This window comes from Streptomyces sp. NPDC001781, assembly GCF_053596035.1.
In genome coordinates this window covers 1-25,649 of record NZ_JBSFFI010000013.1, presented here as the reverse complement: position 1 = coordinate 25,649, position 25,649 = coordinate 1, and the positions used below count along the sequence as shown (strand labels likewise).

General features: G+C 73.2%; 23 protein-coding genes and 1 pseudogene. 16 read left to right on the top strand and 8 right to left on the bottom strand.

All coding sequences use genetic code 11. The features are described from left to right. Window positions 1–93: 93 nt before the first annotated feature. The 4 genes from ACWCV3_RS14570 to zapE form a co-directional block, all read right to left on the bottom strand. Window positions 94–810 carry a peptidyl-tRNA hydrolase gene (locus ACWCV3_RS14570; RefSeq protein ID WP_451223038.1) on the bottom strand — a complete coding sequence of 239 codons (717 nt, stop codon included), beginning with the start codon at window positions 808–810 and terminating at the stop codon, window positions 94–96. 32 nt (window positions 811–842) lie between these two features. Then, the gene (locus ACWCV3_RS14565) at window positions 843–1,697 is read right to left on the bottom strand and encodes a polysaccharide deacetylase family protein (RefSeq protein WP_451223036.1); all 855 of its coding nucleotides are present in this window, start codon (window positions 1,695–1,697) and stop codon (window positions 843–845) included. A gap of 86 nt (window positions 1,698–1,783) precedes the next feature. Further along, a complete protein-coding gene (locus ACWCV3_RS14560) occupies window positions 1,784–2,701 on the bottom strand; it encodes a slipin family protein (RefSeq protein ID WP_451223034.1) in 918 nt (305 codons plus the stop codon). Window positions 2,702–3,086: 385 nt separating this feature from the next. Next, window positions 3,087–4,187: a cell division protein ZapE gene (gene zapE / locus ACWCV3_RS14555; RefSeq protein ID WP_451223032.1), complete on the bottom strand. Its 1,101-nt coding sequence runs from the start codon at window positions 4,185–4,187 to the stop codon at window positions 3,087–3,089. Between the two features lie 30 nt (window positions 4,188–4,217). Here zapE and ACWCV3_RS14550 point away from each other — a divergent pair, with 30 nt between their 5' ends. The 10 genes from ACWCV3_RS14550 (at window position 4,218) to ACWCV3_RS14505 (ending at window position 14,462) form a co-directional block, all read left to right on the top strand. After that, a complete protein-coding gene (locus tag ACWCV3_RS14550) occupies window positions 4,218–5,024 on the top strand; it encodes a pyrimidine reductase family protein (protein ID WP_451223030.1) in 807 nt (268 codons plus the stop codon). A 173-nt stretch (window positions 5,025–5,197) separates the two neighbouring features. Further along, the gene (locus tag ACWCV3_RS14545) at window positions 5,198–5,653 is read left to right on the top strand and encodes an indole-3-glycerol phosphate synthase (RefSeq protein ID WP_451223028.1); all 456 of its coding nucleotides are present in this window, start codon (window positions 5,198–5,200) and stop codon (window positions 5,651–5,653) included. A 197-nt stretch (window positions 5,654–5,850) separates the two neighbouring features. Further along, on the top strand, window positions 5,851–7,242 hold the full coding sequence (murC, locus tag ACWCV3_RS14540; RefSeq protein WP_451223026.1) for a UDP-N-acetylmuramate--L-alanine ligase: 1,392 nt from the start codon (window positions 5,851–5,853) through the stop codon (window positions 7,240–7,242). A 14-nt stretch (window positions 7,243–7,256) separates the two neighbouring features. Beyond that, window positions 7,257–7,664, top strand: a complete 408-nt coding sequence (gene msrB, locus ACWCV3_RS14535; RefSeq protein WP_451223024.1) for a peptide-methionine (R)-S-oxide reductase MsrB — start codon at window positions 7,257–7,259, stop codon at window positions 7,662–7,664. Between the two features lie 282 nt (window positions 7,665–7,946). Next, a complete protein-coding gene (locus ACWCV3_RS14530; RefSeq protein WP_451223022.1) occupies window positions 7,947–9,071 on the top strand; it encodes an ABC transporter ATP-binding protein in 1,125 nt (374 codons plus the stop codon). Further along, complete coding sequence (locus tag ACWCV3_RS14525) at window positions 9,068–9,721, top strand: ABC transporter permease (RefSeq protein ID WP_364810880.1); 654 nt, start codon at window positions 9,068–9,070, stop codon at window positions 9,719–9,721. Before ACWCV3_RS14530 ends, ACWCV3_RS14525 begins: the two co-directional genes overlap by 4 nt. Then, window positions 9,718–10,386 carry an ABC transporter permease gene (locus ACWCV3_RS14520; RefSeq protein WP_451223019.1) on the top strand — a complete coding sequence of 223 codons (669 nt, stop codon included), beginning with the start codon at window positions 9,718–9,720 and terminating at the stop codon, window positions 10,384–10,386. Before ACWCV3_RS14525 ends, ACWCV3_RS14520 begins: the two co-directional genes overlap by 4 nt. A 109-nt stretch (window positions 10,387–10,495) precedes the next feature. Next, window positions 10,496–11,455, top strand: a complete 960-nt coding sequence (locus tag ACWCV3_RS14515; RefSeq protein ID WP_451223017.1) for an ABC transporter substrate-binding protein — start codon at window positions 10,496–10,498, stop codon at window positions 11,453–11,455. Between the two features lie 143 nt (window positions 11,456–11,598). Next, window positions 11,599–11,964, top strand: coding sequence for an ArsR/SmtB family transcription factor (locus ACWCV3_RS14510; RefSeq protein ID WP_451223015.1), 366 nt, complete (start codon window positions 11,599–11,601; stop codon window positions 11,962–11,964). Window positions 11,965–11,969: 5 nt separating this feature from the next. After that, window positions 11,970–14,462, top strand: coding sequence for an HAD-IC family P-type ATPase (locus tag ACWCV3_RS14505; RefSeq protein ID WP_451223013.1), 2,493 nt, complete (start codon window positions 11,970–11,972; stop codon window positions 14,460–14,462). Here ACWCV3_RS14505 and ACWCV3_RS14500 read toward each other — a convergent pair. Further along, window positions 14,453–16,027 carry an LCP family protein gene (locus tag ACWCV3_RS14500; protein ID WP_451223011.1) on the bottom strand — a complete coding sequence of 525 codons (1,575 nt, stop codon included), beginning with the start codon at window positions 16,025–16,027 and terminating at the stop codon, window positions 14,453–14,455. The two genes, ACWCV3_RS14505 and ACWCV3_RS14500, sit on opposite strands and share 10 nt — an antisense overlap. Before the next feature lie 123 nt (window positions 16,028–16,150). On the opposite strand from ACWCV3_RS14500, the gene tatA reads away from it, so the two are divergent. Continuing rightward, window positions 16,151–16,351: a Sec-independent protein translocase subunit TatA gene (gene tatA, locus ACWCV3_RS14495; protein WP_451223009.1), complete on the top strand. Its 201-nt coding sequence runs from the start codon at window positions 16,151–16,153 to the stop codon at window positions 16,349–16,351. A gap of 90 nt (window positions 16,352–16,441) precedes the next feature. Here tatA and ACWCV3_RS14490 read toward each other — a convergent pair. Further along, window positions 16,442–16,679 (bottom strand): annotated as a pseudogene (locus ACWCV3_RS14490) (DUF6114 domain-containing protein); the annotation flags it as partial. A gap of 59 nt (window positions 16,680–16,738) precedes the next feature. Beyond that, window positions 16,739–17,686, bottom strand: a complete 948-nt coding sequence (locus ACWCV3_RS14485) for a lytic polysaccharide monooxygenase (RefSeq protein WP_451223007.1) — start codon at window positions 17,684–17,686, stop codon at window positions 16,739–16,741. A gap of 359 nt (window positions 17,687–18,045) precedes the next feature. On the opposite strand from ACWCV3_RS14485, the gene ACWCV3_RS14480 reads away from it, so the two are divergent. Together ACWCV3_RS14480 and ACWCV3_RS14475 are read left to right on the top strand one after the other, a co-directional pair. Continuing rightward, a complete protein-coding gene (locus ACWCV3_RS14480; protein ID WP_451223005.1) occupies window positions 18,046–18,693 on the top strand; it encodes a ScbR family autoregulator-binding transcription factor in 648 nt (215 codons plus the stop codon). Window positions 18,694–18,714: 21 nt separating this feature from the next. Beyond that, window positions 18,715–19,917 (top strand): damage-control phosphatase ARMT1 family protein, encoded by a 1,203-nt coding sequence (locus ACWCV3_RS14475; protein ID WP_451223003.1) that lies wholly within the window; start codon window positions 18,715–18,717, stop codon window positions 19,915–19,917. On the opposite strand, the gene ACWCV3_RS14470 is transcribed toward ACWCV3_RS14475, so the two are convergent. Continuing rightward, window positions 19,894–20,997 (bottom strand): cytochrome P450, encoded by a 1,104-nt coding sequence (locus ACWCV3_RS14470; RefSeq protein WP_451223001.1) that lies wholly within the window; start codon window positions 20,995–20,997, stop codon window positions 19,894–19,896. The genes ACWCV3_RS14475 and ACWCV3_RS14470 overlap by 24 nt on opposite strands. Window positions 20,998–21,232: 235 nt before the next feature. On the opposite strand from ACWCV3_RS14470, the gene cyc2 reads away from it, so the two are divergent. The 3 genes from cyc2 to ACWCV3_RS14455 all read left to right on the top strand — a co-directional run. Continuing rightward, window positions 21,233–23,392: a germacradienol/geosmin synthase Cyc2 gene (cyc2, locus tag ACWCV3_RS14465; protein ID WP_451222999.1), complete on the top strand. Its 2,160-nt coding sequence runs from the start codon at window positions 21,233–21,235 to the stop codon at window positions 23,390–23,392. Between the two features lie 167 nt (window positions 23,393–23,559). Then, entirely contained in the window at window positions 23,560–24,684 is a 1,125-nt protein-coding gene (locus tag ACWCV3_RS14460; RefSeq protein WP_451222997.1) for a M24 family metallopeptidase, read from the top strand. 57 nt (window positions 24,685–24,741) lie between these two features. Further along, on the top strand, window positions 24,742–25,649 hold a 908-nt coding region (locus ACWCV3_RS14455), incomplete at its 3' end, for a phosphotransferase family protein (RefSeq protein WP_451222995.1).

The following is a 25,649-nucleotide window of genomic DNA, read 5'->3' as shown; positions in this document are numbered from 1 at the left end:
GTCCCCCTCCTTCGTCTGCCGGGGGTATGGCCCCGGCAGACGGGCGCGAACCGCCGGGGCGGGGGGTTCAGAGCAACATTTGAGGTTCGCCGGTCAGCGCAGCGCCGGGTGGTCCGCGACGACCGTGGCGGATCCGGGAGCGATCTCCGTGAAGCCCGCGTCGCGGACCAGGGGCAGGCCGCCGGTGGTGAGCTCACGCCAGTGGGCGGGGGTGGCGGTGCGGACGGCGAGGGGGTAGCCGGCGACGCGCCAGGCTTCGCGGGCCGCGCCGGACAGGGCCCACCAGGCCAGCTGGGCGCCGTGGCCGACCTGGGCCATCTCCTTGCCGGCCGACATCTCCAGCTCCGGGTTGAGCCAGAGCACGGGGGCGGTGCGGTCGGGGTCGGCGGGGGGCTCGGGGTCGTCCAGTTCGGTGCCGGACACCTGGAGCTTGGCCAGTTCCCTGGGCCAGCCGTCCAGCGGGATCGGCGGGAAGACCCGTACCTCCGCCGAGGCGCCGGTCACCGTGATGCCGGGCAGCTCCTGGGCGCGGCGCCATTCCGCGCCCCGGGCGCGCCGGACCACCTTGCGGATGCGGGCGTCCTCCCAGCCGCGTACCGCCTCGGCCCACTCGCCGTCGCCGCGCGCCCGCTCGTCCCCGAGCAGGACGAGCACGGCGCGTGCTGCGGTCTCCAGCGCGTCGGTGCGGGCGGGCGGGTCGCTCTTCTCGATCCGTACGACGAGGGGCAGCACGAACTGCGGGGCCTCGTCGCGCGGGGTGGGTTCGGTCTGGAAGGGGCTGTCGCCGGGAGCGGCTGGAACTTGCGTCACGTCAGCCAACCCTACGAGCACTCCGGCGCCGGTCAGCGCGCGGTGCCGGACTCCCGGATCAGCTCCGAGACCTTCACGAACCGGTAGCCCTTCCTGCGCAGCTCCGGCACCACCGAGCGGACGACCTTCTCGGTCGTCGGGGCGGCGCTGCGGGTGCAGTGCATGACCACCACGGAACCGGGCTTCACCCCGTCCAGCACCTGCCGCACGACCGCGTCCGCGTCCGTGGCGAAGGCGTCGCCGCTGATCACGTCCCACTGGACGGCCGTGACACCGGCGCCGCTGATCGCGCGCAGCGCGTCCCGGTCGTAGCAGCCGCCGGGGAAGCGGAAGTACGGCATCGGGTTCGGTACGCCCGCCTTGCGCAGGGCGGTGTAGGTGCGCCGGATCTCGGTCAGCTCGGCGCTCCGGGCGACGGTCGGCAGACCGTAGCAGTCGCCGGTGAACGCGTAGTGGCTGTAGGAGTGGTTGGCCACCTCGAACCGGGCGTCGTGCCCGAGGGCGCGGGCCTGGTCCGGGTACTCCTCGGCCCAGCGGCCGGTCATGAAGACGGTCGCCGGGACCTTCAGCGTGCGCAGGGCGCTGATCAGGCCGGGATTGTCGAAACGCTCACCTGCGGCGGCGCGGGGCCCCTCGTCGGCGGTCATGTCGGCGTCGAAGGTCAGCGCGACGGTCCTGCCCCTGTCACGTGGACCGTGCTCGAAGACGGGGGTGAGGCCGCCGGGCCCCGCCGCCATGGTGGGGGTGCCGGCCGGGGACGGTGAGGCGGAGGCGTGCGGCTCGGCGTGCGCCGGGCGGGCGGGTCGGGCGGGGTCCGCGGTGCCGCAGGCGGCGAGGGCCGCACCGAGGACGCAGACGGCGGTGAGGCGGCGTGCGAGTGCAATCACCGTATGAAAATAGGGCCGCTTGGCTGCTCGTATGTTCATCCACTCACCGACGCGGCGGGATGGTCACCCGCGCGGCGGGTGGGGTGTCATCCCACCTCGGTGGGGGGCTGGTCGAGGAGCGCGCCGAGTTCCGGCGTCCCGGTGACCGCGTCCAGGCGCGGTGTCCCGGAGAGGGGGACGGGCTCGACGGGCGGTTCCGGCGGCGGTGCGGGCTCCTTCCTCCTCCCCTCCGCCGGGGCCGGGTCGCGGGCGCCGCGTTCCAGGAAGTGGAGGAGCTCCACCGGGATGGGCAGGACCAGGGTCGAGTTCTTCTCGGCGGACACCGCCATCACGGTCTGGAGCAGCCGGAGCTGCAGGGCGGTCGGGGTGTCCGCCATCTGCTGGGCGGCCTCGGCCAGCTTCTTGGACGCCTGGAGCTCGGCGTCCGCGTTGATGATGCGGGCCCGGCGCTCCCGGTCGGCCTCGGCCTGGCGGGCCATCGAGCGCTTCATGGTGTCGGGCAGGGAGACGTCCTTGATCTCGACCCGGTCGATCTGGACGCCCCAGCCCACGGCCGGGCTGTCGATCATGAGCTCAAGACCCTCGTTGAGCTTCTCCCGGTTGGACAGCAGGTCGTCCAGGTCGCTCTTGCCGATGATCGACCGGAGCGAGGTCTGCGCCATCTGCGACACCGCGAACTTGTAGTCCTCCACCCGCACCAGCGCGCTGGTCGGGTCCACGACCCGGAAGTAGACCACCGCGTCCACCCGGACGGTGACGTTGTCCCGCGTGATGCCCTCCTGGGCCGGGATCGGCAGCGTGACGATCTGCATGTTCACCTTGTGGAGCCGGTCCACGAACGGAACGATCAGCGTCAGCCCGGGCTCACGGGGCTCGCCGGTGATCCGTCCCAGCCGGAACAGCACTCCCCGTTCGTACTGCTTGACGACACGCATCGCCGTGGCCAGCGCCGCGAGACCGATCGCGCCGACCACCACTACGAGCGTGATCACGAGTTCCCACATGGTCGCCCCCCTCGTCGAGAGGTCCGGTTAATCCCTTACTCAACAGTACGTCTCATATGTGCGCCGAAGCCATGGTCCGGGGACGCGAGTGAGGACCGGGTCCAGCCCCCGAGCGGATCAGGACGCCCGCCGGCGAGGGCAGCGGTACACGCGCGAGGGCGCCCGGCGGCATCGCCGCGAACGCGTGGCACCGCACGCCCCGTCCCCGGACTCGCCGGCCGGGCGCGGGCCGGCGTGCCCCAGTCGGTCGCCCGACCAGATGCCTTGCGGGGTCAACGGGGGCCAGGCGTCGCGGGGAGCGTGGGAGAAGGGCGGGTCAAGCGGCTGAAGCCAGTCCTCGACCCGCCCGAGTCGACGGAATGCCGGCAACAGGGCGATCGGTCTGTCAGTCCGTCACCAGTGGCTCGGCGTCGCGCGCCAGCGCGGTGAGCCGGGAGATCGCGCGGAAGTACTTCTTGCGGTACCCGCCGTTCAGCATCTCCTCGCTGAACAGCTTGTCGAAGGGCAGCCCCGAGGCCAGTACCGGCACCTCGCGGTCGTAGAGCCGGTCGGCCAGCACCACCAGACGCAGCGCCGTCGACTGGTCCGGGACCGGGCGCACGTCGGTGAGGCAGACCGCGCGCACCTCGTCGGTCAGCGCGCCGTACCGGCTCGGATGCACCTTCGCCAGGTGCTCCAGCAGGCGCGGGAAGGCGTCCAGCGAGGCGCCCTCGGCGCGGTACGCGGCCTTGGTCACCTGCTCGTCGGTGTACGGCGCCGGGGCCTCGGGCAGGCCGCGGTGGCGGTAGTCCTCGCCGTCGATGCGCAGGGCGCGGAAGTGGGCGGACAGGCCCTGGATCTCGCGCAGGAAGTCGGCCGCCGCGAACCGGCCCTCGCCCAGCTTGCCGGGCAGCGTGTTGGAGGTGGCGGCCAGTGCCACGCCCGCCTCGACCAGCTTGCCGAGCAGGCTGGATACCAGCACCGTGTCCCCGGGGTCGTCCAGCTCGAACTCGTCGATGCACAGCAGGGCGTGGCCGGAGAGCGTCCGGACCGTCTGCTGGAAGCCGAGGGCGCCCACCAGGTTGGTCAGCTCCACGAAGGTGCCGAACGCCTTGCGGGAGGGCTCGGCCGGGGTGGCGTGCCAGAGCGAGGCGAGCAGATGGGTCTTGCCGACGCCGTAGCCGCCGTCCAGGTAGACACCGCGCGGGCCGGCCGGAGTCCTGGTCCTCGCGCGGCCGAGGCCGAACAGGCCCCGCCTGCCCTCGACGGGCCGGGCCGGGCCCAGTCCCGTCGCGAAGCCCTCCAGCACGCGCACGGCGTCGGTCTGGCTGGGCTGGTCCGGGTCGGGGATGTACGTGGCGAAGCGCACCGAGTCGAAGCGGGGCGGGGGCACCATCTCGGCGACCAGACGGTCGGCCGGGACGTGCGGCTCGCGCGCGCACAGGGACAGCGGACCGGCGTCGGTCAGCGGAGTGGAGCCGGAGGCTGCGGTGGAGGACACGGTCACCCATGCTAATCGCCATGTCAGACTGCACGAATGCGACGCCTGTTCCCTGTGACCGACGAAACAGCGGCTCCGGCCGACCGCCACGAGGGTGCGGGGCCGGACGGGACCGGTGAGTGGAGTCTCGCCGAACTGGCCGCCGCCTACGCCTACCCCGTCTTCGGCGACGGCGGTCCGCGCACCTGGCTGCGGGCCAACATGATCTCCACCCTGGACGGCGCGGCCCAGCACGACGGGCGCTCCCAGCCCATCTCCTGCGCGGCCGACATGCGCGTCTTCGGCACGCTGCGGGCGCTCGCGGACGTCGTGCTGGTCGGCGCGGAAACGGTTCGGCAGGAGGGGTACCGGCCCGCTCGCGCCCGGACCGGGTTCGCGGCGGCGCGGGAGGCCGCCGGACAGGGGCCCGCCCCGGCGATCGCGGTGGTGTCGGGCAGCCTCGACCTGGACTTCTCGCTTCCGCTGTACACCTCGCCGCTGGTCCCGACGGTCGTCCTCACCGGCGCGGACGCGCCCGCCGACCGGGTGGCCGCCGCCGAGCGGGCCGGAGCGCGGGTGATCGTCGCGGGGAAGGGGAGGCGGGTCGATCCGGTACGGGCCGTGGCGGCGCTCGCCGGGCTCGGGTACGTCCGCCAGCTCACCGAGGGCGGCCCGCGGCTGCTGGGGCAACTGGTCGCGGCGGGGGTGCTGGACGAGCTGTGCCTGACGCTGTCGCCCATGCTCGCGGCGGGGGACGCGCAGCGCATCGCGGGCGGTCCCGGGGTCCCGGTGCCCCGGCGGTTCGCGCTCGCGTCGCTGCTGGAGGAGGACGGATTTCTGTTCGGGCGGTACCGCCGACCCTGAAACCAGCGGAATCTACCGTTCCGTTTAGCCCCCAGGGGGCACACTTGGTCCCGGTGCTCCCGTGCGGTAACGGGGCAGGATGGTTTCCGCAGGGCCTTTTCGGGCCAACGGAGGACAGAGGGTCACATGGACTCTCCATGGAGAAGAGGCGGCTGGTGTTCACAAGCGTTCTGATGATCGAGAAAGCCCTGACGTCGGCCGACGTGGAGTTCGTGACGACCTTGCACGGGGATGAGCCGGTCTTCTTCCACGTCCTGCTCCAGCCTCGCGGCGACCAGGCGGACCGGCTGCTGCGGGCCATCGACGACATCGCTCTCGGCGAGCTGGACGAGGCCGTGCACGAGGGGGAGACGCCCGAGGGCTCGGACGCCCGGAGCGTGGGGCAGAAGGCCCTGGAGGTGTCCCTCCAGGCGCTGCGCGCCGCCGGCAGCCGGGCCGAGGGCCGACTGGTCGAGGAGCACCCGCTGGACGCGCTCAAGTCCCTGGTCGCGGAGGTGCACGCCGACGAGGTCATCGTCCTCACCGACCCCCACTACGTCGAGGAGTTCTTCCACCGGGACTGGGCCTCCCGGGCCCGCCACAAGGTCGGTGTCCCCGTCCTGAAGCTGTTCTCGCACAGCAAGGCGTAGTCCCGCGGGGCCACCGCGGCCGATCCGGCTCCGGATGCCGCGCCCGACGGCCGCGGTGCGGGCGCGGCCGCGCGCTCGCACCGTCCCGCCACCCGTGCGCCCACCGACCGGCGCGTCCCCGGCCGGGGTGCGGGGCGGGGCGGATCTGCGCATAGGGTGGGCATCCTCTGGCTCGCTCGTATATGGGAGAAGAACGCATGGCACCCGGCCTTCCTACCGCCATGGACCGACCGCACTTCATCGGGATCGGGGGGGCCGGGATGTCGGGGATCGCCAAGATCCTGGCCCAGCGTGGGGCGCGGGTGGCGGGGAGTGACGCCAAGGAGTCCGCGACCGCCGAGGCGCTGCGGGCGCACGGGGCGACCGTGCACATCGGCCACGCCGCCGGGCACCTCGCCGACGACGCGAGCTGTGTGGTCGTCTCCTCCGCGATCCGGCAGGACAACCCCGAGCTGGCCCGCGCCGCCGAGCTGGGCATCCCCGTGGTGCACCGCTCCGACGCGCTCGCCGCGCTGATGGAGGGCCTGCGGCCGATCGCGGTGGCCGGAACGCACGGCAAGACCACCACCACCTCGATGCTCGCGGTCTCCCTGACCGAGCTCGGCGCCCGCCCGTCGTACGCCATCGGCGGCGACCTGGACGCCCCCGGTTCCAACGCCCTGCACGGCGAGGGCGAGATCTTCGTGGCCGAGGCGGACGAGAGCGACCGCAGCTTCCACAAGTACGCACCCGAGGTCGCCATCGTCCTCAACGTCGAGCTGGACCACCACGCGAACTACGCCTCGATGGACGAGATCTACGAGTCCTTCGAGACCTTCGCGGGGAAGATCGTCCCCGGCGGCACGCTGGTGATCTCCGCCGACCACGAGGGCGCCCGGGAGCTGACCCGCCGGGTGACCGGTGTGAGGACGGTGACGTACGGCGAGGCCGAGGACGCCGACGTACGGGTCCTGAAGATCGTCCCCCAGGGGCTCAGGAGCCAGGTCACCGTGCTGATGGACGGCCGCGAGCTGACCTTCGCCGTCTCCGTCCCCGGCCGCCACTACGCGCTCAACGCCGTCGCCGCGCTCGCCGCGGGCGTCGCCCTCGGTCTCGCCGCCGACGAGCTGGCCCCCGCCCTCGCCGCGTACACCGGCGTCAAGCGGCGCCTGCAGCTCAAGGGCGAGGAGGCGGGCGTGCAGGTGATCGACTCCTACGCCCACCACCCCACCGAGATGACCGCCGACCTGGAGGCCATGCGCGGCGCGGCCGGGGACGACCGCCGCATCCTCGTCGTCTTCCAGCCGCACCTCTTCTCCCGCACCCAGGAGCTGGGCAAGGAGATGGGCCAGGCGCTCGCCCTCGCCGACGCCTCCGTGGTGCTCGACATCTACCCGGCCCGCGAGGACCCGATCCCCGGCATCACCAGCGCGCTGATCATCGAGGCGGCCCGCGCGGCCGGCGCCGAGGTCACCGCCGTACCCGGCAAGGCGGAGATCCCCGAGGTCGTCGCGGGAATGGCGAAGCCCGGTGATCTCGTTCTCACCATGGGCGCGGGTGACGTCACCGACCTGGGCCCGTTGATCCTGGACCGCCTGTCGCGGAAGTAAAGGGGCTGATCCTCATGGCGTACGACGTCGACAAGCCGGACGAGCAGTGGCGGGCCGAACTGAGCCCGGCCGAGTACACGGTGCTGCGCCAGGCGGGCACCGAGCCCGCCTTCACCGGTGAGTACACGGACACCAGGACCGAGGGGGTCTACTCCTGCCGGGCCTGCGGCGCCGACCTGTTCACCTCGGACACCAAGTTCGCCTCGCACTGCGGCTGGCCGTCGTTCTTCGACCCGAAGGACAGCGACGCGGTGGAGCTGATCGAGGACCGCTCCCACGGCATGGTCCGCACCGAGGTCCGCTGCTCCCGGTGCGGCTCCCACCTCGGCCACGTCTTCGAGGGCGAGGGCTACCCCACGCCCACCGACCAGCGGTACTGCATCAACAGCATCTCGCTGCGCCTCACCCCCGCCGAGGGCTGACATCCGTCCCCGACGACGCCCACCCGCCGGAAGCGGCGGGTGGGCGTCGTCGGGTGAGCGGAGCGGTATGAGTGGTGTCACATGATCAGATGAATGGATGGGCCGTGACGGGGTAGCAGCCTCCCGATTCATGGGACCGTCCGGCCGTGGCACGACCACGGGTGCGCGCGCCCGCACCCGGTCCGGTCGCCCTTCCGCGCTCTCCGGGTGGCGTGGTTCGTGCCGACTGGACTCGGCCGGCACGGTCCAGGCACTCCTGCCAACCGAAGGGCGCGCGGCGTTTTGATACGGATAGACTCAGTCACCAAGCGGTACCCGGACGGCACGGTCGCGGTCGACCGGCTGTCGCTCGACATACCGGACCGCGCGATCACCGTCCTCGTCGGCCCCTCCGGCTGCGGCAAGACGACCACCCTGCGGATGATCAACCGGATGGTGGAGCCCAGCGAGGGCAGCATCCTCCTCGACGGTGCCGACATCCGGCAGCAGCCCGTGAACTCCCTGCGCCGGTCGATGGGTTACGTCATCCAGAACGCCGGGCTCTTCCAGCACCGCACCATCATCGACAACATCATCACCGTGCCCCGCCTCCTCGGCTGGAGCAAGGGCAAGGCCCGTGAGCGCGCGGCCGAGCTGATGGAGCGGGTGGGACTGGACGCCTCGCTCGCCAAGCGCTACCCCTACCAGCTCTCCGGCGGTCAGCAGCAGCGCGTCGGCGTGGCCAGGGCGCTCGCCGCCGACCCGCCGGTCCTCCTCATGGACGAGCCGTTCTCCGCCGTCGACCCGGTGGTCCGCAAGGGGCTCCAGGACGAACTGCTGCGCATCCAGGACGAGCTGGGCAAGACCATCGTCTTCGTCACCCACGACATCGACGAGGCCGTGAAGCTCGGCACCATGGTCGCCGTGCTGCGGACCGGCGGCCACCTCGCCCAGTTCGCGCCGCCCGCCGAACTGCTCACCGCTCCCGCCGACCCCTTCGTCGAGGACTTCCTCGGTGCCGACCGCGGCATCCGCCGGCTGTCCTTCTTCCCGTCCGGCGCGCTGGAACTGGAGACCGGGCCGATCGTCCCCGTGGACGCCGACGCCACCCGGCTCACCCCGCACGGCAGCGCCCCGTACCTGCTCGTCACCGACGCCGACGGCCGTCCGCTCGGCTGGGGCGAGCCGGCGGCGCTCACCGCGGGGGCCGTCGACACCGGCCGGCTGCTGTCGCACGGCAGGCCGTTCCGGCCGGGCACGGACTCGCTGCGCACCGCGCTCGACGGCGCCGTGCTGTCGCCGACCGGGTGGGCCGTGGCCGTCGACGGCGAGGGGCGCGCGGTCGGCGTGGTCTCGCAGGCCGCCATCGGCGAGGCCATCCGCGCCGCGCACACCGAGCACCGTCCGGAGGTGACTGCGGCCGGATGAACGGCTTCTTCGACCTCCCGAGCGACCTCCAGCACAGCTACCTCGGCCTGATCGGCCTGCATCTGCGCGAAGCGCTGCTGCCGGTGCTGGCCGGGCTCCTGCTGTCGCTGCCCGTCGCCCAGCTCTGCGCCCGCTTCCGCTGGCTGTACCCGCCGGTCCTCGGCGTCACCACGGTGCTGTACGCGATCCCGTCGCTCGCCTTCTTCGTCATCCTCATCGACTACACCGGGCAGAGCGAGACGACGGTGATGATCCCCCTCGCCGTCTACAGCCTGGTGGTGCTCGTCCCCGCCATCGTGGACGGCGTCCGCTCGGTGCCACCGGAGACCCTGGCCGCCGCCGAGGCCATGGGGCTCGGCGCCGTACGGCGTTACCTCCAGGTGCAGCTGCCCATCGCCGTGCCCGCCATCATCGCCGGCCTCAGGGTCGCCACCGTGTCCAGCATCTCGCTGGTCAGCGTCGGCATGCTCATCGGCAACCAGGGCGCGCTCGGCAACATGCTGAACGACGCCAACCTCTACCACCGGCCGGAACTCGCGGTGAACTCCGTGGTGACCACGGCCCTGCTGGCGATCCTCGTCGACGCGGCACTGGTGCTCACCCGCAACCTGCTGACCCCGTGGATGCCGAAGAAGGGTGCCGCCCGGTGAACGTCCTGGACTTCGCGCACTCCTTCTTCGCCGACTCCGCCCGCTGGCACGGGTACGACGGCATCCCCACCCGCCTGCTGGAGCACGTGGGCTACTCCCTGGAGGCCCTCGCCGTCGCCGCGCTCATCGCGCTGCCCGTCGGGCTGATCGCCGGGCATCTGGGACGCGGCGGCAACGCCCTGTCGATGGTCGCCACGGCCGGCCGGGCGCTGCCCAGCTTCGGTCTGCTGGTGCTGCTGTTCATCTGGTTCGGCTTCGGCACGCTGCCCGTGATGGTGCCGCTCGTGGTGCTCGCCGTACCGCCGATCCTGGTCACCACCTACGAGGCGATCCAGACCGTGGACCCGTCCCCGGTGGACGCGGCGCGCGGGATGGGCATGACCGAGCCGCGCATCCTGTTCCAGGTCGAGCTCCCGGTCGCGCTCCCGGTGATCCTCGGCGGACTGCGCACCGCGGCCGTCCAGATCGTCTCCACGGCGACCATCGCCGCGTACGTCAGCTTCGGTGGCCTCGGCCGGTACATCATCGACGGGCTCTACCAGAAGGACTACGAGAAGGTGGTCGGCGGCGCCACCCTGGTCGCCGGACTCGCCTTGGTGACGCTCCTGGTGTTCTGGGCGCTGTCCAAGCTCACCGTCTCACCGGGGGTGCGGCGCGGTGGGTGACCCCTTCGCCGGGGGCGTTCACGCCCCCGACACAAACAGGCGCGATCGAGGCCGATCGGTGACCTCGCTTCCCTTGACTGACAAATCACGAACTGGCTTGGATCAAAAGGTGACTTACAACAACCGCATCAGCAAGTCCATCCGGGGGAACCGAGGGGCGGCGCTGGTCGCCCTCGCGGCGGCTACGACGCTGCTTGCGGGCTGTGGCTCCTCCGACGGAAAGTCCGACAACCCGCTTGCCGGAGGCGGGGCCGGCGGTGACACCGTCGTCGTCGGCTCCAACAACTTCGCCGAGAGCATCCTGCTCGCCGACATCTACGGCGAGGCCCTCAAGGGCAAGGGCGTCAAGGTCAAGTACCAGCCCAACATCGGCAGCCGCGAGACCACCTACGGTCTGCTGAAGAACGGCTCCGTGACGCTGCTGCCCGAGTACAACGGCGCGCTGCTGGCCTACCTCGACCAGAAGGCGGCCCCGAAGTCGACCGAGGAGACCACCAAGGCCATCGAGGCCAAGCTGGACTCCAAGCTGACCCTCCTGGACCCCTCCCCGGCGGAGGACAAGGACTCGGTCACCGTCAACGCGGCCACCGCGAAGAAGTACGGCCTGACCGCCAAGTCCTCCATCGGTGACCTCAAGGGCGTCGCCAAGGACCTGGTCATCGGCGGCTCCCCGGAGTTCCAGACCCGCCACCAGGGTCTGAGCGGCCTGAAGTCGCTGTACGGACTGGAGTTCAAGTCCTTCAAGTCCCTGGACGCCGGTGGCCCGCTCACCCAGGCGGCGCTGAAGAAGGACTCCGTGCAGGCCGCGGACCTCTTCACCACCGACCCGGTGATCGCCAAGGAGGAGTTCGTCGTCCTGAGCGACCCGAAGAACCTCTTCGGCTTCCAGAACGTCCAGCCGCTCGTGCGCAAGAACGCGGTGCCGCAGAAGGGCGTCGACGCGCTCAACGCCGTCTCCGCCAAGCTGGACACCAAGGCCCTGCTCGACCTGGACACCCAGGTGCAGGTCCAGCACAAGGACCCGCTGGACGTGGCCAAGGCGTGGCTGAAGGCCAACGGCCTCGGCTGACCCCGCCGCACCACCCCTGCCGCCCGGCCGACGCAGACCCTCGTCGGCCGGGCGGTCCGCGTGTGGGCCCGCGAGGTCTCCCGCCCCTAGACTGACCCGTCGGACAGCGACCGAACCGCCGACACCGCGTGAGGAGCAGAGCAGTGGCGACAGGGCCCGGCAGCGGCCGGCGGGACCCCTCCCCGGAGGTCCTCACCGAGGCGGCGGCCGCCTTCGGCCTGCTCGCCTCCCCGGCCCGGCTGCACCTGGTCTGGGCGCTCGCGCAGGGCGAGAGCGACGTCACCGGGCTCGCCGAACGGGTCGGCGGCGCGCTGCCCGCCGTCAGCCAGCACCTCACCAAGCTCAAGCTCGCCGGACTCGTCCGCTCCCGCCGCGAGGGCCGCCGCCAGGTCTACTTCGTCGACGCCGACGAACAGGCCGCGCTGGTGGACGTCGTCCGGCTGCTGGTGGGCAGGCTCACCGAACAGACGGCATCCGCCGCACCGGCCCGCCGCCTGCGCGGACTGTGACCGCGGTGCCGGACACCTCGCTGCGGCTCCTGCGGCGCCTGGAGACGGGCCCGCGCGGACTGACCGACACCGAGGCCGCCGCCCGGCTGGCCGAGCACGGCGAGAACACGCCGGCCGCCGCACCGCCCGCCGCGTCCTGGCCGCGCCGCTCCGCGCGGGCCCTGCGCGACCCGTTCACCGCCGTGCTGCTCACCCTCGGGCTGGTGTCCGCGTTCGTCGCCTCCTGGGGCACCGCCGCCGTGATCCTCGCCCTGGTCGCCGTGAGCTGCGCGCTGCGCGTCGCCGGGGAGCGCCGTGCCGACCTTTCCCTGGCCGCGCTGCGCGATCTGGTCACCGGCACCGCGACCGTACTGCGCCGGGCAGGCGGCGGGGACGAGCCACGCGCCCGCGAGGTGCCGGTCGCCGACCTCGTGCCCGGCGACATCGTCCGGCTCGGCCCCGGCGACCTCGTACCGGCCGACGTACGGCTGCTGCGCGCGCGGGGGCTGACCGTCCGGCAGGACACGCTCACCGGGGAGTCGGCGCCGGTCGCCAAGCAGTCGGCCGACGTGCCGAGGCGGTTCGCGGAGTCCCATCTGTGCTTCCAGGGCAGCCAGGTCGTCTCCGGGAGCGCGAGCGCCGTGGTGGTGGCGACCGGGGCGCGCACCCGTTTCGGTGCCGCCCGGCGGGCCCCCGTCCGGCGGGGTCCGAGTGCCTTCGACCGGTCCGTGCACGGCATCTCCTGGGTGCTGGTCCGGTTCATGCTCCTCACCCCGCCTCTCGTGCTCATGGCGAGCGCCGCCGTGCACGGCCGGGTCCTCCAGACCCTGCCGTTCGCCGTCGCGGTGGCCGTGGGGCTCACCCCCGAGATGCTCCCGGTGATCGTCACCACCTGTCTGGCGCGCGGCGCGTCCCGGCTGTCCGACGCCCACCGGGTCGTCGTACGGCGGCTGCCCGCGCTGCACGATCTCGGCGCGGTGGACGTGCTGTGCCTGGACAAGACCGGCACCCTCACCCAGGACCGTCCCGTCCTCGTGGCCGCGCTCGGACCGGACGGCCTGGACGACCCCGAGGTGCTGCGCTGGGCCGCGGCCGCCGCCTGGTGGGGCCTCACCCTCTGCGAACTACCCGCCCCCGACGCCCTGGACGAGGCCCTGCTCACCGCCGCCGGGCCGGTAGGGGAGGAGTACGACGGGATCGCCGCCCTCCCCTTCGACCCGGCGCACCGGCTGGCCACCGCCGTGGTCACGGGTGCCCTCGGCCGGCATGTGCTGATCGCCAAGGGCGCCGCCGAGGCGGTGCTGGAACGGTGTGCGCTGACCGACGCCGAGCGCGACCGGCTGCTCGGGTTCGCCGCGCGGCAGTCGGGATCCGGGCTGCGCGTCCTCGCCGTCGCCACCGCCGACCTCCCGGCCCGCACCCGGCCCCACCGTGCCGAGGACGCCCGGGGTCTCACCTTCCGCGGCCTGCTGACCTTCCGCGACGACCTGGCGCCCGGCGCCGCCGACGCCCTGCGCACCCTGACCGGGCTCGGCGTCGAGGTGCGTGTCCTCACCGGCGACCACCCCGCCACGGCCGTACGCGCCTGCCGCGACCTGGGGCTGGCGGTGGGGGAGGTGCGCACCGGCGGCGCACCGGAGGCCGCCGGGACACCGGGCGCCGTCACCGTCGTGGCCCGGTGCACGGCCGAGGACAAGGCGCGGGAGGTGGCCGCACTGCGTGCCGCCGGGCACACGGTCGGGTTCCTCGGGGACGGCGTCAACGACGTGCCCGCCATGCTCGCCGCCGACGTGGCCGTGGCACCGCGCGGCGCCGTCGACGTGGCCCGCGAGAGCGCGGACGTGGTGCTCGGCGAGAAGGACCTCGGCGCGCTCGGGCACGCCGTGCTCGCAGGACGGCACAGCAGCGCCAACATCGCCTCCTACCTGCGCGTCACCCTCTCCTCCAATCTCGGCAACGTCCTCGCCATGCTCGCCGCCGGACTTCTGCTGCCCTTCCTGCCGATGCTCCCGGCCCAGGTCCTCGCGCAGAACCTCTGCTTCGACGCCTCCCAGCTCGCCTTCGCCGACGACCGCCCCGACCCCGGGGCGCTGCGCCGGCCGACCAAGCTGCGGCCGCCCGCCTTCCTGCGCTTCCTCACCGGCTTCGGCCTGCTCAACGCGGTCGCGGACCTCGCCACCTTCGCCGTGCTCACCCTGGCCCCCGGGGGCGGCGCCGGACTGGGCGACGAGGCGCTGTTCCACTCCGCCTGGTTCACCGAGAACCTGCTCGCGCAGGCGCTGACGATGCTGCTGCTGCGCTCGGGGCGCCGCATCGCGTACGGCCGCCCCGGGCCGGTCGGCCTGGCCTCGGCCGCGCTGGCCGGGGCCGGGCTGCTGCTGCCGGCCACCCCGCTGGGCGCGGTCCTCGGACTGACCGCGCTGCCCGCCGACCGCTACCTGCTGCTGGCCGCGGTCCTCGTGCCGTACGCGCTCGCGCTGGCCGTGGCGCGGGTGCGCCACGACCGGCGTCAGCCGTAGGTGAGGTTCGCGCAGGGGTTGTCGTCCGCCGAACGCGCCCCGTTGGCCACCTCGCTGGGCACCGAGGCGGAAGTCGACGAGGGCGTCGGGTCCGTCGCGTAGGCCTGGCCGAGGACCACGTTGATCCGCGGGGCGCCGATCTGCTCCAACTGGGCGCCGGGGAAGACCCCGGCCACCGTCCGGGCGCGGTCCGCCATGCCGGGGCCGTACTGGACGACCGTCGCCAGGTGGTTCTGCGAGAGCGCGGTGGCCGTACCGGTGACGGTGAAGCCGGACGCGGTGAGCGCGGACGAGCCCTTGGCGGCGAGCCCAGTCACCGTGGTGCCGTTGTAGACCGCCACGGCGATGCCCTTGCCGGAGACCGGGGCGGGGGAGTGCGCGGCCGGCCCGGGCTTCCTCGCGCTGCGGCCCTTCCCTCCGCTCGCGTCGGCGCCGTCGATCGTGCGATCCGCCTTCAGCGCGGCCCACAGTTCACCGGCGTCCGGCTCCACGACCGCCACCCGCGCGCCCGCGTACCGCCAGGGCACGGTGACGAACTTGGTGTTGTGCAGGTCGACGTCCTTCAGCGACATGGCGAACGACAGCAGCTTGTCGGCGCTGCCCAGTCCGGGGTCGACGGTCATCGACCGGGTCGCCGCGTCGGCCAGCGGCAGCAGCCTGGTCGGGGTGAACCCCTTGTCCTTGACCTCCTTCAGCAGGCTGCCGACGAACGCCTGCTGACGCTTGATCCGTCCTATGTCGGAGCCGTCCCCGATGCCGTGCCGCAGGCGTACGTAGTCCAGCGCCTGCTGGCCCGCGACCCGCTGCTCGCCCTGCCGGAACAACAGCGTGCCCCGGGTGGTCCGGTTGGGGTTGAGGTCCCTCTGGTACACCGCGTTGGGCAGGCACACCTTCACCCCGCCCACGACCTGCGTGAGCGCGGCGAAGCCCTTGAAGTCCACGACCACCGTGTGGTCCACGCGGAGCCCGGTGAGCTGCTCCACGGTGTTCTGCGTGCAGGCCGGGTTGCCCCTGTCGGTCTCGCCGACCGAGAAGGCGGCGTTGAACATGGTGTCGTGCTGGGCCTGGGTCCAGCCGCCGGTGGGCAGCTTGCAGGGCGGGATCGTCACCAGGGTGTCGCGCGGTATCGACACGGCCAGCGCGTGCTTGTGGTCGGCGTATATGTGCAGCAGCAGCGTGGTGTCGGAGCGGCCGATGCCGTCCTTGTCGCCACCGCCCAGCGCCGCGTTGCCGTCGGTGCGCGCGTCGGAGCCGATCACCAGGACGTTCTCGCCCTTGGAGGAGCCCGCCGGGCGGTTGTCCGACAGGCCGCCGGCGTCGAAGGTCTGGATGTTGCCGTTGAGCTTCAGGTACACCCAGCCGGCCCCCGCGCCGCCGAGGACCACCAGCGACAGGCAGACGAGGAGCGCCACCCGCGCCCTGCGCGCGCGGCGCCGCCGCCGGTCCCGCCCGCCGGACCTGGTGCCCCGCCCCGCGTCTGCGGAACCGTCCTCGCCGCGCGGGGAGCCCCGGCCGCCGCCGCGTCGCCGTGACGGTGCCGTCCCCCGGCTGCTCGTGATGCTCATCGCCCGCCCTCTGTGCCTCTCCCTGGGTTGTACAGTTGCGCAATGTAGCAATCATCGCTGAACGAGCCGGAGGCGCGGGAGCCCCTGGCCGTCCGCAACCGCGTGAGAATAGGGAGGGTGACCATGCTCCGTAACGGACTGGAACCCTGGCATCTGCTGGTCGTGGCGATCGTGTTCATCGTGCTGTTCGGCTCCAAGAAGCTGCCGGACACCGCCCGCTCGCTGGGCAGGTCCCTGCGCATCCTCAAGAGCGAGGCGAAGGCGATGAAGGACGAGAGCGCCGCTCCCGCCGCTCCGGTGCCGGCCGACCCCGCTGCCCGGTGAACTCGGCACACCGGGGGATGAGTTCCCGTATCACCTGAAAGAGGGAGAATCCCGCGGCAGGGTGCCGTCGGGTCCGGGCGGATCGGGTGCTCAGGCGGCGACGCGCTCCCGGCGCCGCTGCCGCCGGACACACGGGCCTCCTGGTCGGGCGGCCGGCCGAAGGCGAGGCAACCGCCGACGACGCCGAGGAGCAGGCCGATGAGGAAGCCGCCCAGGTTGGACGTGAGCCGGCTGCCCAGCGAGACCAGGACGCCGACGATCGAGTAGAACAGCCGCTGGGGACCAGCAGCCCGAGCGGCAGCATCAGGGTGGGCGGCAGGTGGCCCGCCCCGGTCACCGACGCGGGCGCGCGCCTGTTCGTCGACTGACGCGGGACCGCCCACCCGTTCAGCGCCGGCGCAGACGCGGGACGAGGGCGGCGGCCGCGGTGACCAGCAGCACCGCGGCCGCACCGCCCGCCAGCAGCGGAGCCGGGGGACCAGACTTCCCGCGGGTCGCCTCCGCCACCGGCCTGCCGTCGTCCGGAGCGGCGGCGTACGAGGAGTCCCTGCGCGGCACCGGAGCCGAAGCCTTCGGCGCGGGCGACGCGGACACCGGGTGCGAGGCGTGCGCCGAGGGCGTCGGCGTCCTGTCGGCCGGCCTCTCTGCGGGCGCGGGCCGGGCGGCGGCCGAGCCGCCGCCCGAGGCGGTGCTCCCGCTCGCGAGCACGACGTCCGAGCACGAGTAGTAGGTGTCCGGCGTGCTGGTGTTCTGCCAGACGGTGTAGAGCATCTGACGTCCCGTCCGGTCGGAGGGGAGCGTCGCCCGAAGGTGGTAGGCCCCGTTGCTCAGCTGCGGGTTCTTGAACTCGGCGAACGGGCGGTCCGGCAGGTCGGACCACTTCAGCGGCTTCGCCGGATCGTAGCCGGGCTTGGTCAAGTACAGCCGGAACGAGCCCTCGTGGGCGATCGTGGAGGCGTACGTCAGGGTCATCCGGGCGCCCGGAGTCAGCCGGGTGGCGGGCCAGTCGGCGCGGGCCAGGTCGAGCCCCCGGTAGGCGGGAAGGTTCCCGCTGCACAGCCTGCCGTCCGGAACGACCTGCCGGTCGCGGCCGTCGACTCCGGGCACCCGCAGGTTGTCCCACGCGGTGAAGGGGGCGCCGTTCGCCGCGATCGCGGCCCGGCACGCGGCCGACCGGCCGGCGCTGCCGCCCTGGGGCGAGCAGGCGTAGACCCGGCTGACCGGATCGGTGGGGGCGCCGTGCGCCCGGGCCGGTCCCGCAGTCCACGGCAGCAGCAGGAGCGGGGTCGCGGCGGCGGCCGCCACAGTGCCCAGGCGGGCGGTCGTCCGAGTCATCCGGGGCCTCTCCTCGGCGGGGTGGTGAAGGGCTCTACGTCCCCAATACGGGTGCCGGCGCCGGGGCGTTCACGCCCTCGAGTGACCCGGGAAGCCAAAACACAGACCGCATCGGCTGTTTCCGCCGCTCCCTCTGCCGCTCGGGAGTCTTCGCGTACGCGACGGGATGCGCCTTGCGGACCCCGGAGCCGCAGACAAGTGGAAGGCCCAGTTCACGCCGGTCGAACAGGGGTGGAGGCGCGGAAGGGCGCTGAATCCCGGTGCGTCCCGCGTGACTCCCTTTCCGGCTGGGTGAGTTATCGTATGCGAGGGGTCAAAACAAACCGCGTGTCCCGTTCGTGCAGGAGAGGGGTCGGCCGATGGCGAGGCAGTTGCGCGCGGAACAGACCCGGACGACCATCATCACGGCCGCGGCCGACCTGTTCGACCGGCAGGGGTACGAGTCCACCAGTCTGAGTGAAATCGTCGGACACGCGAACGTCACCAAGGGCGCTCTGTACTTCCACTTCGCGGCCAAGGAGGACCTGGCCCACGCCATCCTCGAACTCCAGTCGACGGCGGCCCGGCAGGTGGTGGCCGAGGTGGAGAGCCGGGGCTGCTCCTCGCTGGAGGCGCTGATGCGCACCACCTTCGCCCTCGCCCGCCTCGCCGTGCAGGACCCGGTGCCCCGCGCCGGCCTCCGCCTGGTCACCACCGACCTGCCCGTGCGGCCGCCGCTGCGGCACCCCTTCGCCGAGTGGCTGGAGTTCGCCTCCCGCAAGCTGCACGGCGCGGTCCGGGACTGCGACGTGCACACCGAACTGGACGCCGGGATCGTCGCCCACTCCCTGGTCTGCTTCTTCGTCGGCACCCGGGTCGCCGGGCGCACCCTGGAACCGCCCGCACGGCTGCCCCGCAGGGTCGCGGAGATGTGGTACCTCATGCTGCGCAGCCTGGTCCCGGTGCACCGCCGCCCGCGCTACCTCGCCCTCGCCGCGCAACTGGAGCGGGAGGCCAGGACCGGCTGACCTGCCGGGTACGGTGACGGCATGTCCGACGCCGCCCCCACCGCGCCCGTCATCCGCGCCGACGAACCCGGCTCCTTCCCGCACCGCACACTGGCCGAACGGCACCCCGCGATCATCCGCCAGGTCCGGGCCGGCCTCCCCTACGAGCCATGGCAGCGGCGCGCCCTGGACGCCCTGCTGCGCAACTGCACCGAGGGCGTCGTCGAACCCCTCCCCGCCGACGCCCCCGACCGCGCCCGCTGGGCGAGCTGGGGCCTGGACACCTACGCGGGCCGGTCCTGGTTCGACGTGCCCTGGCTGTGGGCCGAGAGCTACTTCTACCGCCGGCTGCTGGACGCCGTCGGCTACTTCGGCCCCGGCGCCTGGCACGGCGTCGACCCGTTCCGCCCCTCCAAGACCGGCGAACTCCACTCCGCCGAGACCGACGCCGAGCTGTCCGCGCTCGACGCACTCCGGGCCCGACCGGCCGGCGACCGCGCCCGCGCCCTGCTGAGCGGCTCCCTCTGGGGCAACCGTGCCGACCTCAGCTTCCGGCTGTCCGCGGAGGGCGGCGAGCAGGGCGAAGCCGTCCCCGGCCTGGTCGCCGACGACAGCGACCTCCTCTGGACGCTGCTCCCGCCCGGCGGCACCGGCATCCTCTGCCTGGTCGCCGACAACGCCGGCCGCGAACTCGTCCCCGACCTGCTGCTCATCGCCGCGCTCCTCACCGAGCCCCGCATCGGCCGCGCGGTCCTGCACCTCAAGCCGCACCCGTACTACGTCTCCGACGCCACCACCGCCGACGTGATCGACGCGCTGCACCGCCTGCGCCCGGCCGGCGGACTGGCGGGGGAGTACGGCGACACGCTCTGGTCGGCCCTGGGTGACGGCCGCCTCGTCCTCCGCGCCCACCCCTTCTCCTGCTCGCCGCTGCCCTACGCCGCCATGCCGGACGACCTCCGCGCCGACTTCGCGGCCGCGGACCTCACCCTGTTCAAGGGCGATCTCAACTACCGCCGCCTGGTGGGCGACCGGTACTGGCCCGCCACCACGCCCTTCGAGTCGGTGACCGCCTGCTTCCCCGGCCCGGTGGCCGCGCTGCGCACCCTGAAGTCCGAGGTGATCACCGGGCTCTCCTCGTCCACCGCGACCGCGCTGGACGAGACGGAGGGGAAGGCGTGGCTCACCAGCGGCACGCACGCCCTCGTCCAGGTCAACCCGTCACCCGGCACGGACGGGCAGTGACGCGACCCCGTTGGTGACGCCGGAGCCGGACCACAGCACCGGACCGGCGAGCCGCAGCTCCGGCAGGGCGCGCAGCACCTCCTCGTGGAGCACGCGCAGTTGCAGGCGGGCGAAGTCGGCGCCCAGGCAGAGGTGCGGACCCGCGCCGAGGGAGAGGTGCGGATTGGGCGTGCGGGCCGGGTCCAGCCGCTCGGGGGCGGGGAAGACCCGGTCGTCGCGGTGGGCGGCCGCGAGGGAGACGAAGACCCGGTCACCGCGCCGGACCCGGCGTCCGCAGAGGTCGGTGTCCGCGGCGGCGGTGCGGCGCAGGGTGAGCAGGGGAGGGTGCAGGCGGAGCAGTTCCTCGATGGCGGCGCCGAGTTCCCCCTTTCCGTCGCGCAGCTCCCGGTACACCCCGGGGTGCTCGGCCAGCACCGCGAGTCCGCCCGCCGCCGCGTCCCGCATGGGGGCGAGGCCGGTGGTCAGCAGGAGGGGGACCAGCATCCCCAGCTCGGCGGACGTCAGCCGGGCGTCGTGGGCGAGCACCGTGGTGAGGTCGTCGTCCGGGTAACGGCGCCGGTGGACGATGAGACGGGGAGCGTAGCCGGTCGTGTCGTCCAGCGCGTGCGGCCCGGTCCAGCCCGGCAGGCGGCGCCGGTCGGCGTGCGGGACGCCCAGCAGGTCGGCCAGGTTGAGCGAGGTGTACGGGTCGGACACCTCGGTGGCGAGGTCGAGTACGCCGTCGGTGGCGCGGGCCGCGTCCAGGGCCCGGGTGAGCAGGCTGCGGGCTCGCTCGCGGGCGGTCGCCGTGAAGCGTTCGACGCGCGCGGGGGTGAGTGCGCGAGCGGCGCTGTCTCTGAGGCGGGTGTGCTGGGGCGGGTCCTGGTGGGACAGCAGCCCCCTCAGGAGCGGGAGTTCGCCGGGTCCGGGCAGGGACGAGTACGTCGCCGGGTCCTGGAGCACGCGGAGGGCGTCGGCGTGCCGGGTCACCGCCCAGAAGCCGGGGCCGGGCGGGCTGCCCGCCGCGCCGGTACCGGCCTGCCATGACACCGGGGCGGGCGCGTGCGGTGACCGGTGCCGGGGCGGCGGGGTGGGGATCATGGCCCATACCGTGGCCCCGGCCCGGGGAGCGGACAAGGGGAGTGACGGCCTCCGGGGGCGGGCTGTCCGGATGTCGTCGGCAGGGCCGGAAACGGGCCCCGGTCAGAGGTGTGGGCGTGACGGTCAACGCCACACCATGCGGAGCGAGTTCCCGGCTTCGGAGCAGGTTCACGCGATGGTGTGATCATCCCCGTCGCGGCGGATGACCCATTTGCCCGGCGGGTAGCCCCCGGCCATGACGCAGCCGTTCGAACTCCCGCACTTCTACATGCCGTATCCCGCGCGGCTCAACCCGCATCTCGACGAGGCCCGTGCCCACTCCACCGCGTGGGCACGCGAGATGGGCATGCTGGAGGGCTCCGGGATCTGGGATCGGGCCGATCTGGAGGCACACGACTACGGCCTGCTGTGCGCCTACACCCACCCCGACTGCGACGGCCCCGCGCTCTCGCTGATCACCGACTGGTACGTGTGGGTCTTCTTCTTCGACGACCACTTCCTCGACATGTTCAAACGCACCCCGGACCGCGCGGCCGGCAAGGCCCACCTGGACCGGCTCCCGCTGTTCATGCCGCTCGACCCCGCCACCCCCGTCCCCGAGCCGGAGAACCCGGTCGAGGCCGGCCTCGCCGACCTGTGGGCCCGTACGGTTCCGGCGATGTCCGCGGACTGGCGCCGCCGCTTCGCCGTGGCGACCGAGCATCTGCTCAACGAGTCGATGTGGGAGCTGTCCAACATCAACGAGGGCCGGATCGCCAACCCGGTCGAGTACATCGAGATGCGCCGCAAGGTGGGCGGCGCGCCCTGGTCGGCGGGGCTCGTGGAGTACGCGACCGCCGAGGTGCCCGCCTCCGTCGCACGGTCACGGCCGCTGCGGGTGCTGATGGAGACCTTCTCCGACGCCGTCCACCTGCGCAACGACCTCTTCTCCTACCAGCGGGAGGTGGAGGACGAGGGCGAGAACAGCAACGGCGTGCTGGTGCTGGAGCGGTTCTTCGGCTGCTCCACCCAGGAGGCCGCCGAGACCGTCAACGACGTCCTCACCTCACGGCTGCACCAGTTCGAGCACACCGCGCTCACCGAGGTGCCCGCCGTCGCGCTGGAGAACGGGCTGCGGCCCGACGAGGTCGCCGCGGTGGCCGCGTACACCAAGGGGCTGCAGGACTGGCAGTCCGGCGGCCACGAATGGCACCTGCGCTCCAGCCGCTACATGAACCAGGGTGCCCGGCCAGAGACACCCTGGCGGGTGCCGACCGGCCCCGGCACCTCCGCCGCCGACGTCCGCGCGCTGCTCGCCTCGGCGGGCGCCGACCGCCTGCGCGCCCACACCCACGTCCCGTACCAGAAGGTCGGGCCCTCGCTGCTGCCCGACTTCCACATGCCGTTCCCGCTGGGACTGAGTCCGCACCTCGACGCCTCCCGGCAGAACCTCCGCACGTGGTGCCACGCCATGGGGATCCTGAGCGAGGGCGTCTGGGACGAGGACAAGCTCGCCGCGTACGACCTCGCGCTGTGCTCCGCGGGACTCGACCCCGACGCCACCCCCGAGGCGCTCGACCTGAGCGCGCAGTGGCTCGCCTGGGGGACGTACGGCGACGACTACTACCCCCTGGTGTACGGACACCGCCGCGATCTGGCGGCCGCCCGGCTGACCACGGCCCGGCTGTCCCGGTGCATGTCCGTCGACGGGGAAGCGGACGTCGTCCCGGCCAACGCCATGGAGCGCGGCCTCGTCGACCTCTGGACGCGGACCACCGCGCCGATGAGTGCCGAGCAGCGGCGCACCCTGAAGGCCGCCGTCGACGTGATGACCGAGAGCTGGGTGTGGGAGCTGTCCAACCAGCTCCAGCACCGCGTCCCCGACCCGGTCGACTACCTGGAGATGCGCCGAGCCACCTTCGGCTCCGACCTCACCCTGAGCATGTGCCGCATGGGCCAGGGCCCGGCCGTTCCGCCCGAGGTGTACAGCACCGGGCCGGTGCGCTCGCTGGAGAACGCCGCCGTCGACTACGCCTGCCTGCTCAACGACGTCTTCTCGTACCAGAAGGAGATCGAGTACGAGGGCGAGATCCACAACGCGATCCTCGTGGTGCAGAGCTTCTTCGGCATCGACTACCCGGCCGCGCTGGCCGTCGTCCACGACCTGATGACCCAGCGCATGCAGCAGTTCGAACACGTGATCGCGCACGAGCTGCCGGTGCTGTACGACGACTTCCAGCTCTCCGCCAAGGCGCGGGCGGCGATGGACCACTATGTCCTCGACCTCCAGAACTGGCTCGCGGGCATCCTCAACTGGCACCGGGAGGTCGACCGTTACAAGGCCGAGTGGCTGGGCGGCCGGGCTCACGGCTTCGTACCCGGCCAGGCACCGGCGCGACTCCAGCCGACCGGCTGACGGCGCTCCTGCTCCCCGGCGGCCACCGGGAACCCGGTGGTCGCCGTATGCCCCGAGCGTCATGATGGCCGTATGCCGACCGTCCGTCCCCAGCCGCGCCGGGCAGCCCCGCGGGCCCAGCGTCCGGTCGGCCGTACGCTCCGCCACGACCACACCCGGAGGCCCGGATGACCGGCAGCACGCCCGCGATCTTCACCGCCGAGGACTACCGCGCCCGGATGGCCCGCGCGACCGGCGCCGCCGCCGAGGCGGGGCTCGGGGGGCTGCTCGTGGCGCCGGGACCGGACCTGGTCTGGCTCACGGGGTACGCGCCGCCCGTCACCGAGCGGCTCACCCTGCTGGTCCTCGTGCCCGGCCGCGAGCCCGTGCTCGTGGTCCCCGCGCTGGAGGCACCCGACGCCGAGCGGGCCGCCGGCGCCCCCGCCCTCACCCTGCTGAAGTGGACCGACGGCCAGGACCCGCACTCCCTCACCGCCGAGCTGCTCGACCCCGAGAGCGGCGTCGGCGTCAGCGACAACGCCTGGGCGCTGCACCTGCTCGCCCTCCAGCGGGTCCTGCCGGCTCTCAGGTGCGCCGCGCTCACCGACGCGCTGCCCATGCTGCGGGCCGTGAAGGACGCGGCCGAGCTGGAGCTCCTGGCCGCCGCCGGCGCGGCGGCCGACGCCACCTTCGAGGAGATCCGCAAACTGCCCTTCGCCGGGCGCCGCGAGGACGAGGTGGGGCGCGACCTCGCCGGCCTGCTGCGCCGCTTCGGGCACTCACAGGTCGACTTCACCATCGTCGGCTCCGGCCCCAACGGCGCCAACCCGCACCACGAGGTCGGGGAGCGGGTCATCCAGCGCGGCGACATGGTCGTCCTCGACTTCGGCGGGCTCAAGGACGGATACGGCTCCGACACCACGCGCACGGTCCACGTGGGCGAGCCGACCGAGGAGGAGCGCCGGGTGCACGACGTCGTGCGGGCCGCGCAGGAGGCCGGATTCATGGCCGTCCGGCCGGGCGCCACCTGCCAGGACGTCGACCGCGCCGCCCGCACGGTGATCGAGGACGCGGGGTACGGGCCGTACTTCATCCACCGCACCGGGCACGGCATCGGCGTCACCACGCACGAGCCGCCGTACATGATCGAGGGCGAGGAGCAGCCGCTCGTGCCCGGCATGTGCTTCTCGATCGAACCCGGCATCTACCTGCCCGGCCGGTTCGGGGTCCGGATCGAGGACATCGTGACGGTGACGGAGGACGGCGGACGCCGCCTGAACGACACCACCCGTGAGATGGTCGTGGTGGACTGACGACACCCAGGCGGCGACCTCCGCGACGACCCTTCCCGGAACGGCGAGAGACGACCCATGACCCGGCCACCTGCCCCCACCCCGGACACCGTGCGCGCACTGGTCCGCTCACTGCTCAGGAGCGGTACGGCCGCGGGGCCCGAGGTGCGGCCCGTCGCGCCGGGCCACCCGTACACCTGGTGGGTCGGGACGCGGTACGTGCTGCGGCTCGCGCCCGACCGGGAGGCGTCCGCCCGGCTGCGGCGGGAGACGCGGCTGAGGGACCTGGTGCGGCCCCACGTGCCCGTGGCCGTCCCGTCCATGGTGGCGCACGGCGACTGGACGCCCGGTCTCGCCTGCACCCTCGACGCACGCCTGCCGGGCGACTACGGCGGCGGCCACGAGGTGTCCGCGATGGGCGAGGCCGATCTCGCGGGGCTGTTCACCGGGCTGCGCGCGGTTCCGGTGCGGCAGGCCGAGACGCTCGGGGTGCCGCGCGTGGCCCCGCGGTCGCTGGGCGCGCTGCGCCGTATCGCCGCCCACGCGGCCGAACGGCTCGCCGCGGCGGACGAGTTCGACGCGGGGCGGCTGCGGCAGCTCACGTCCTCCGGGGCCGCCCAGCTCGCCGCCCAGGCCGGTTCGGCCGTCCTCACCCACCACCGGCTCACCGGCGAGCACGTGCTGATCAGCGCGGACGGCCGGGTCCGCGCGGTCCTGGACTGGACGGGCGCGGCCCTGGGCGACCCGGCCGAGGACATCGCCGCCCTCGCCACCTCGGCCGGTGCCCCCGCCGCCGTCCGCGCCGCCACCCTCGCCGGCTACGGCCCCCGCCCCTGCCTGCGCGGCCTCTGGCTGGCCCGCTGCGACACGGTGACCGCCCTGACGCAGCACCTGGACACCCCGGCGGCGGGCCCCCTGCACGCGGCCCTGCTGCGGGCATGGGAGCCGATCATGCTGGAGCGGGTCACCGAGCTGAAGGACGTGGA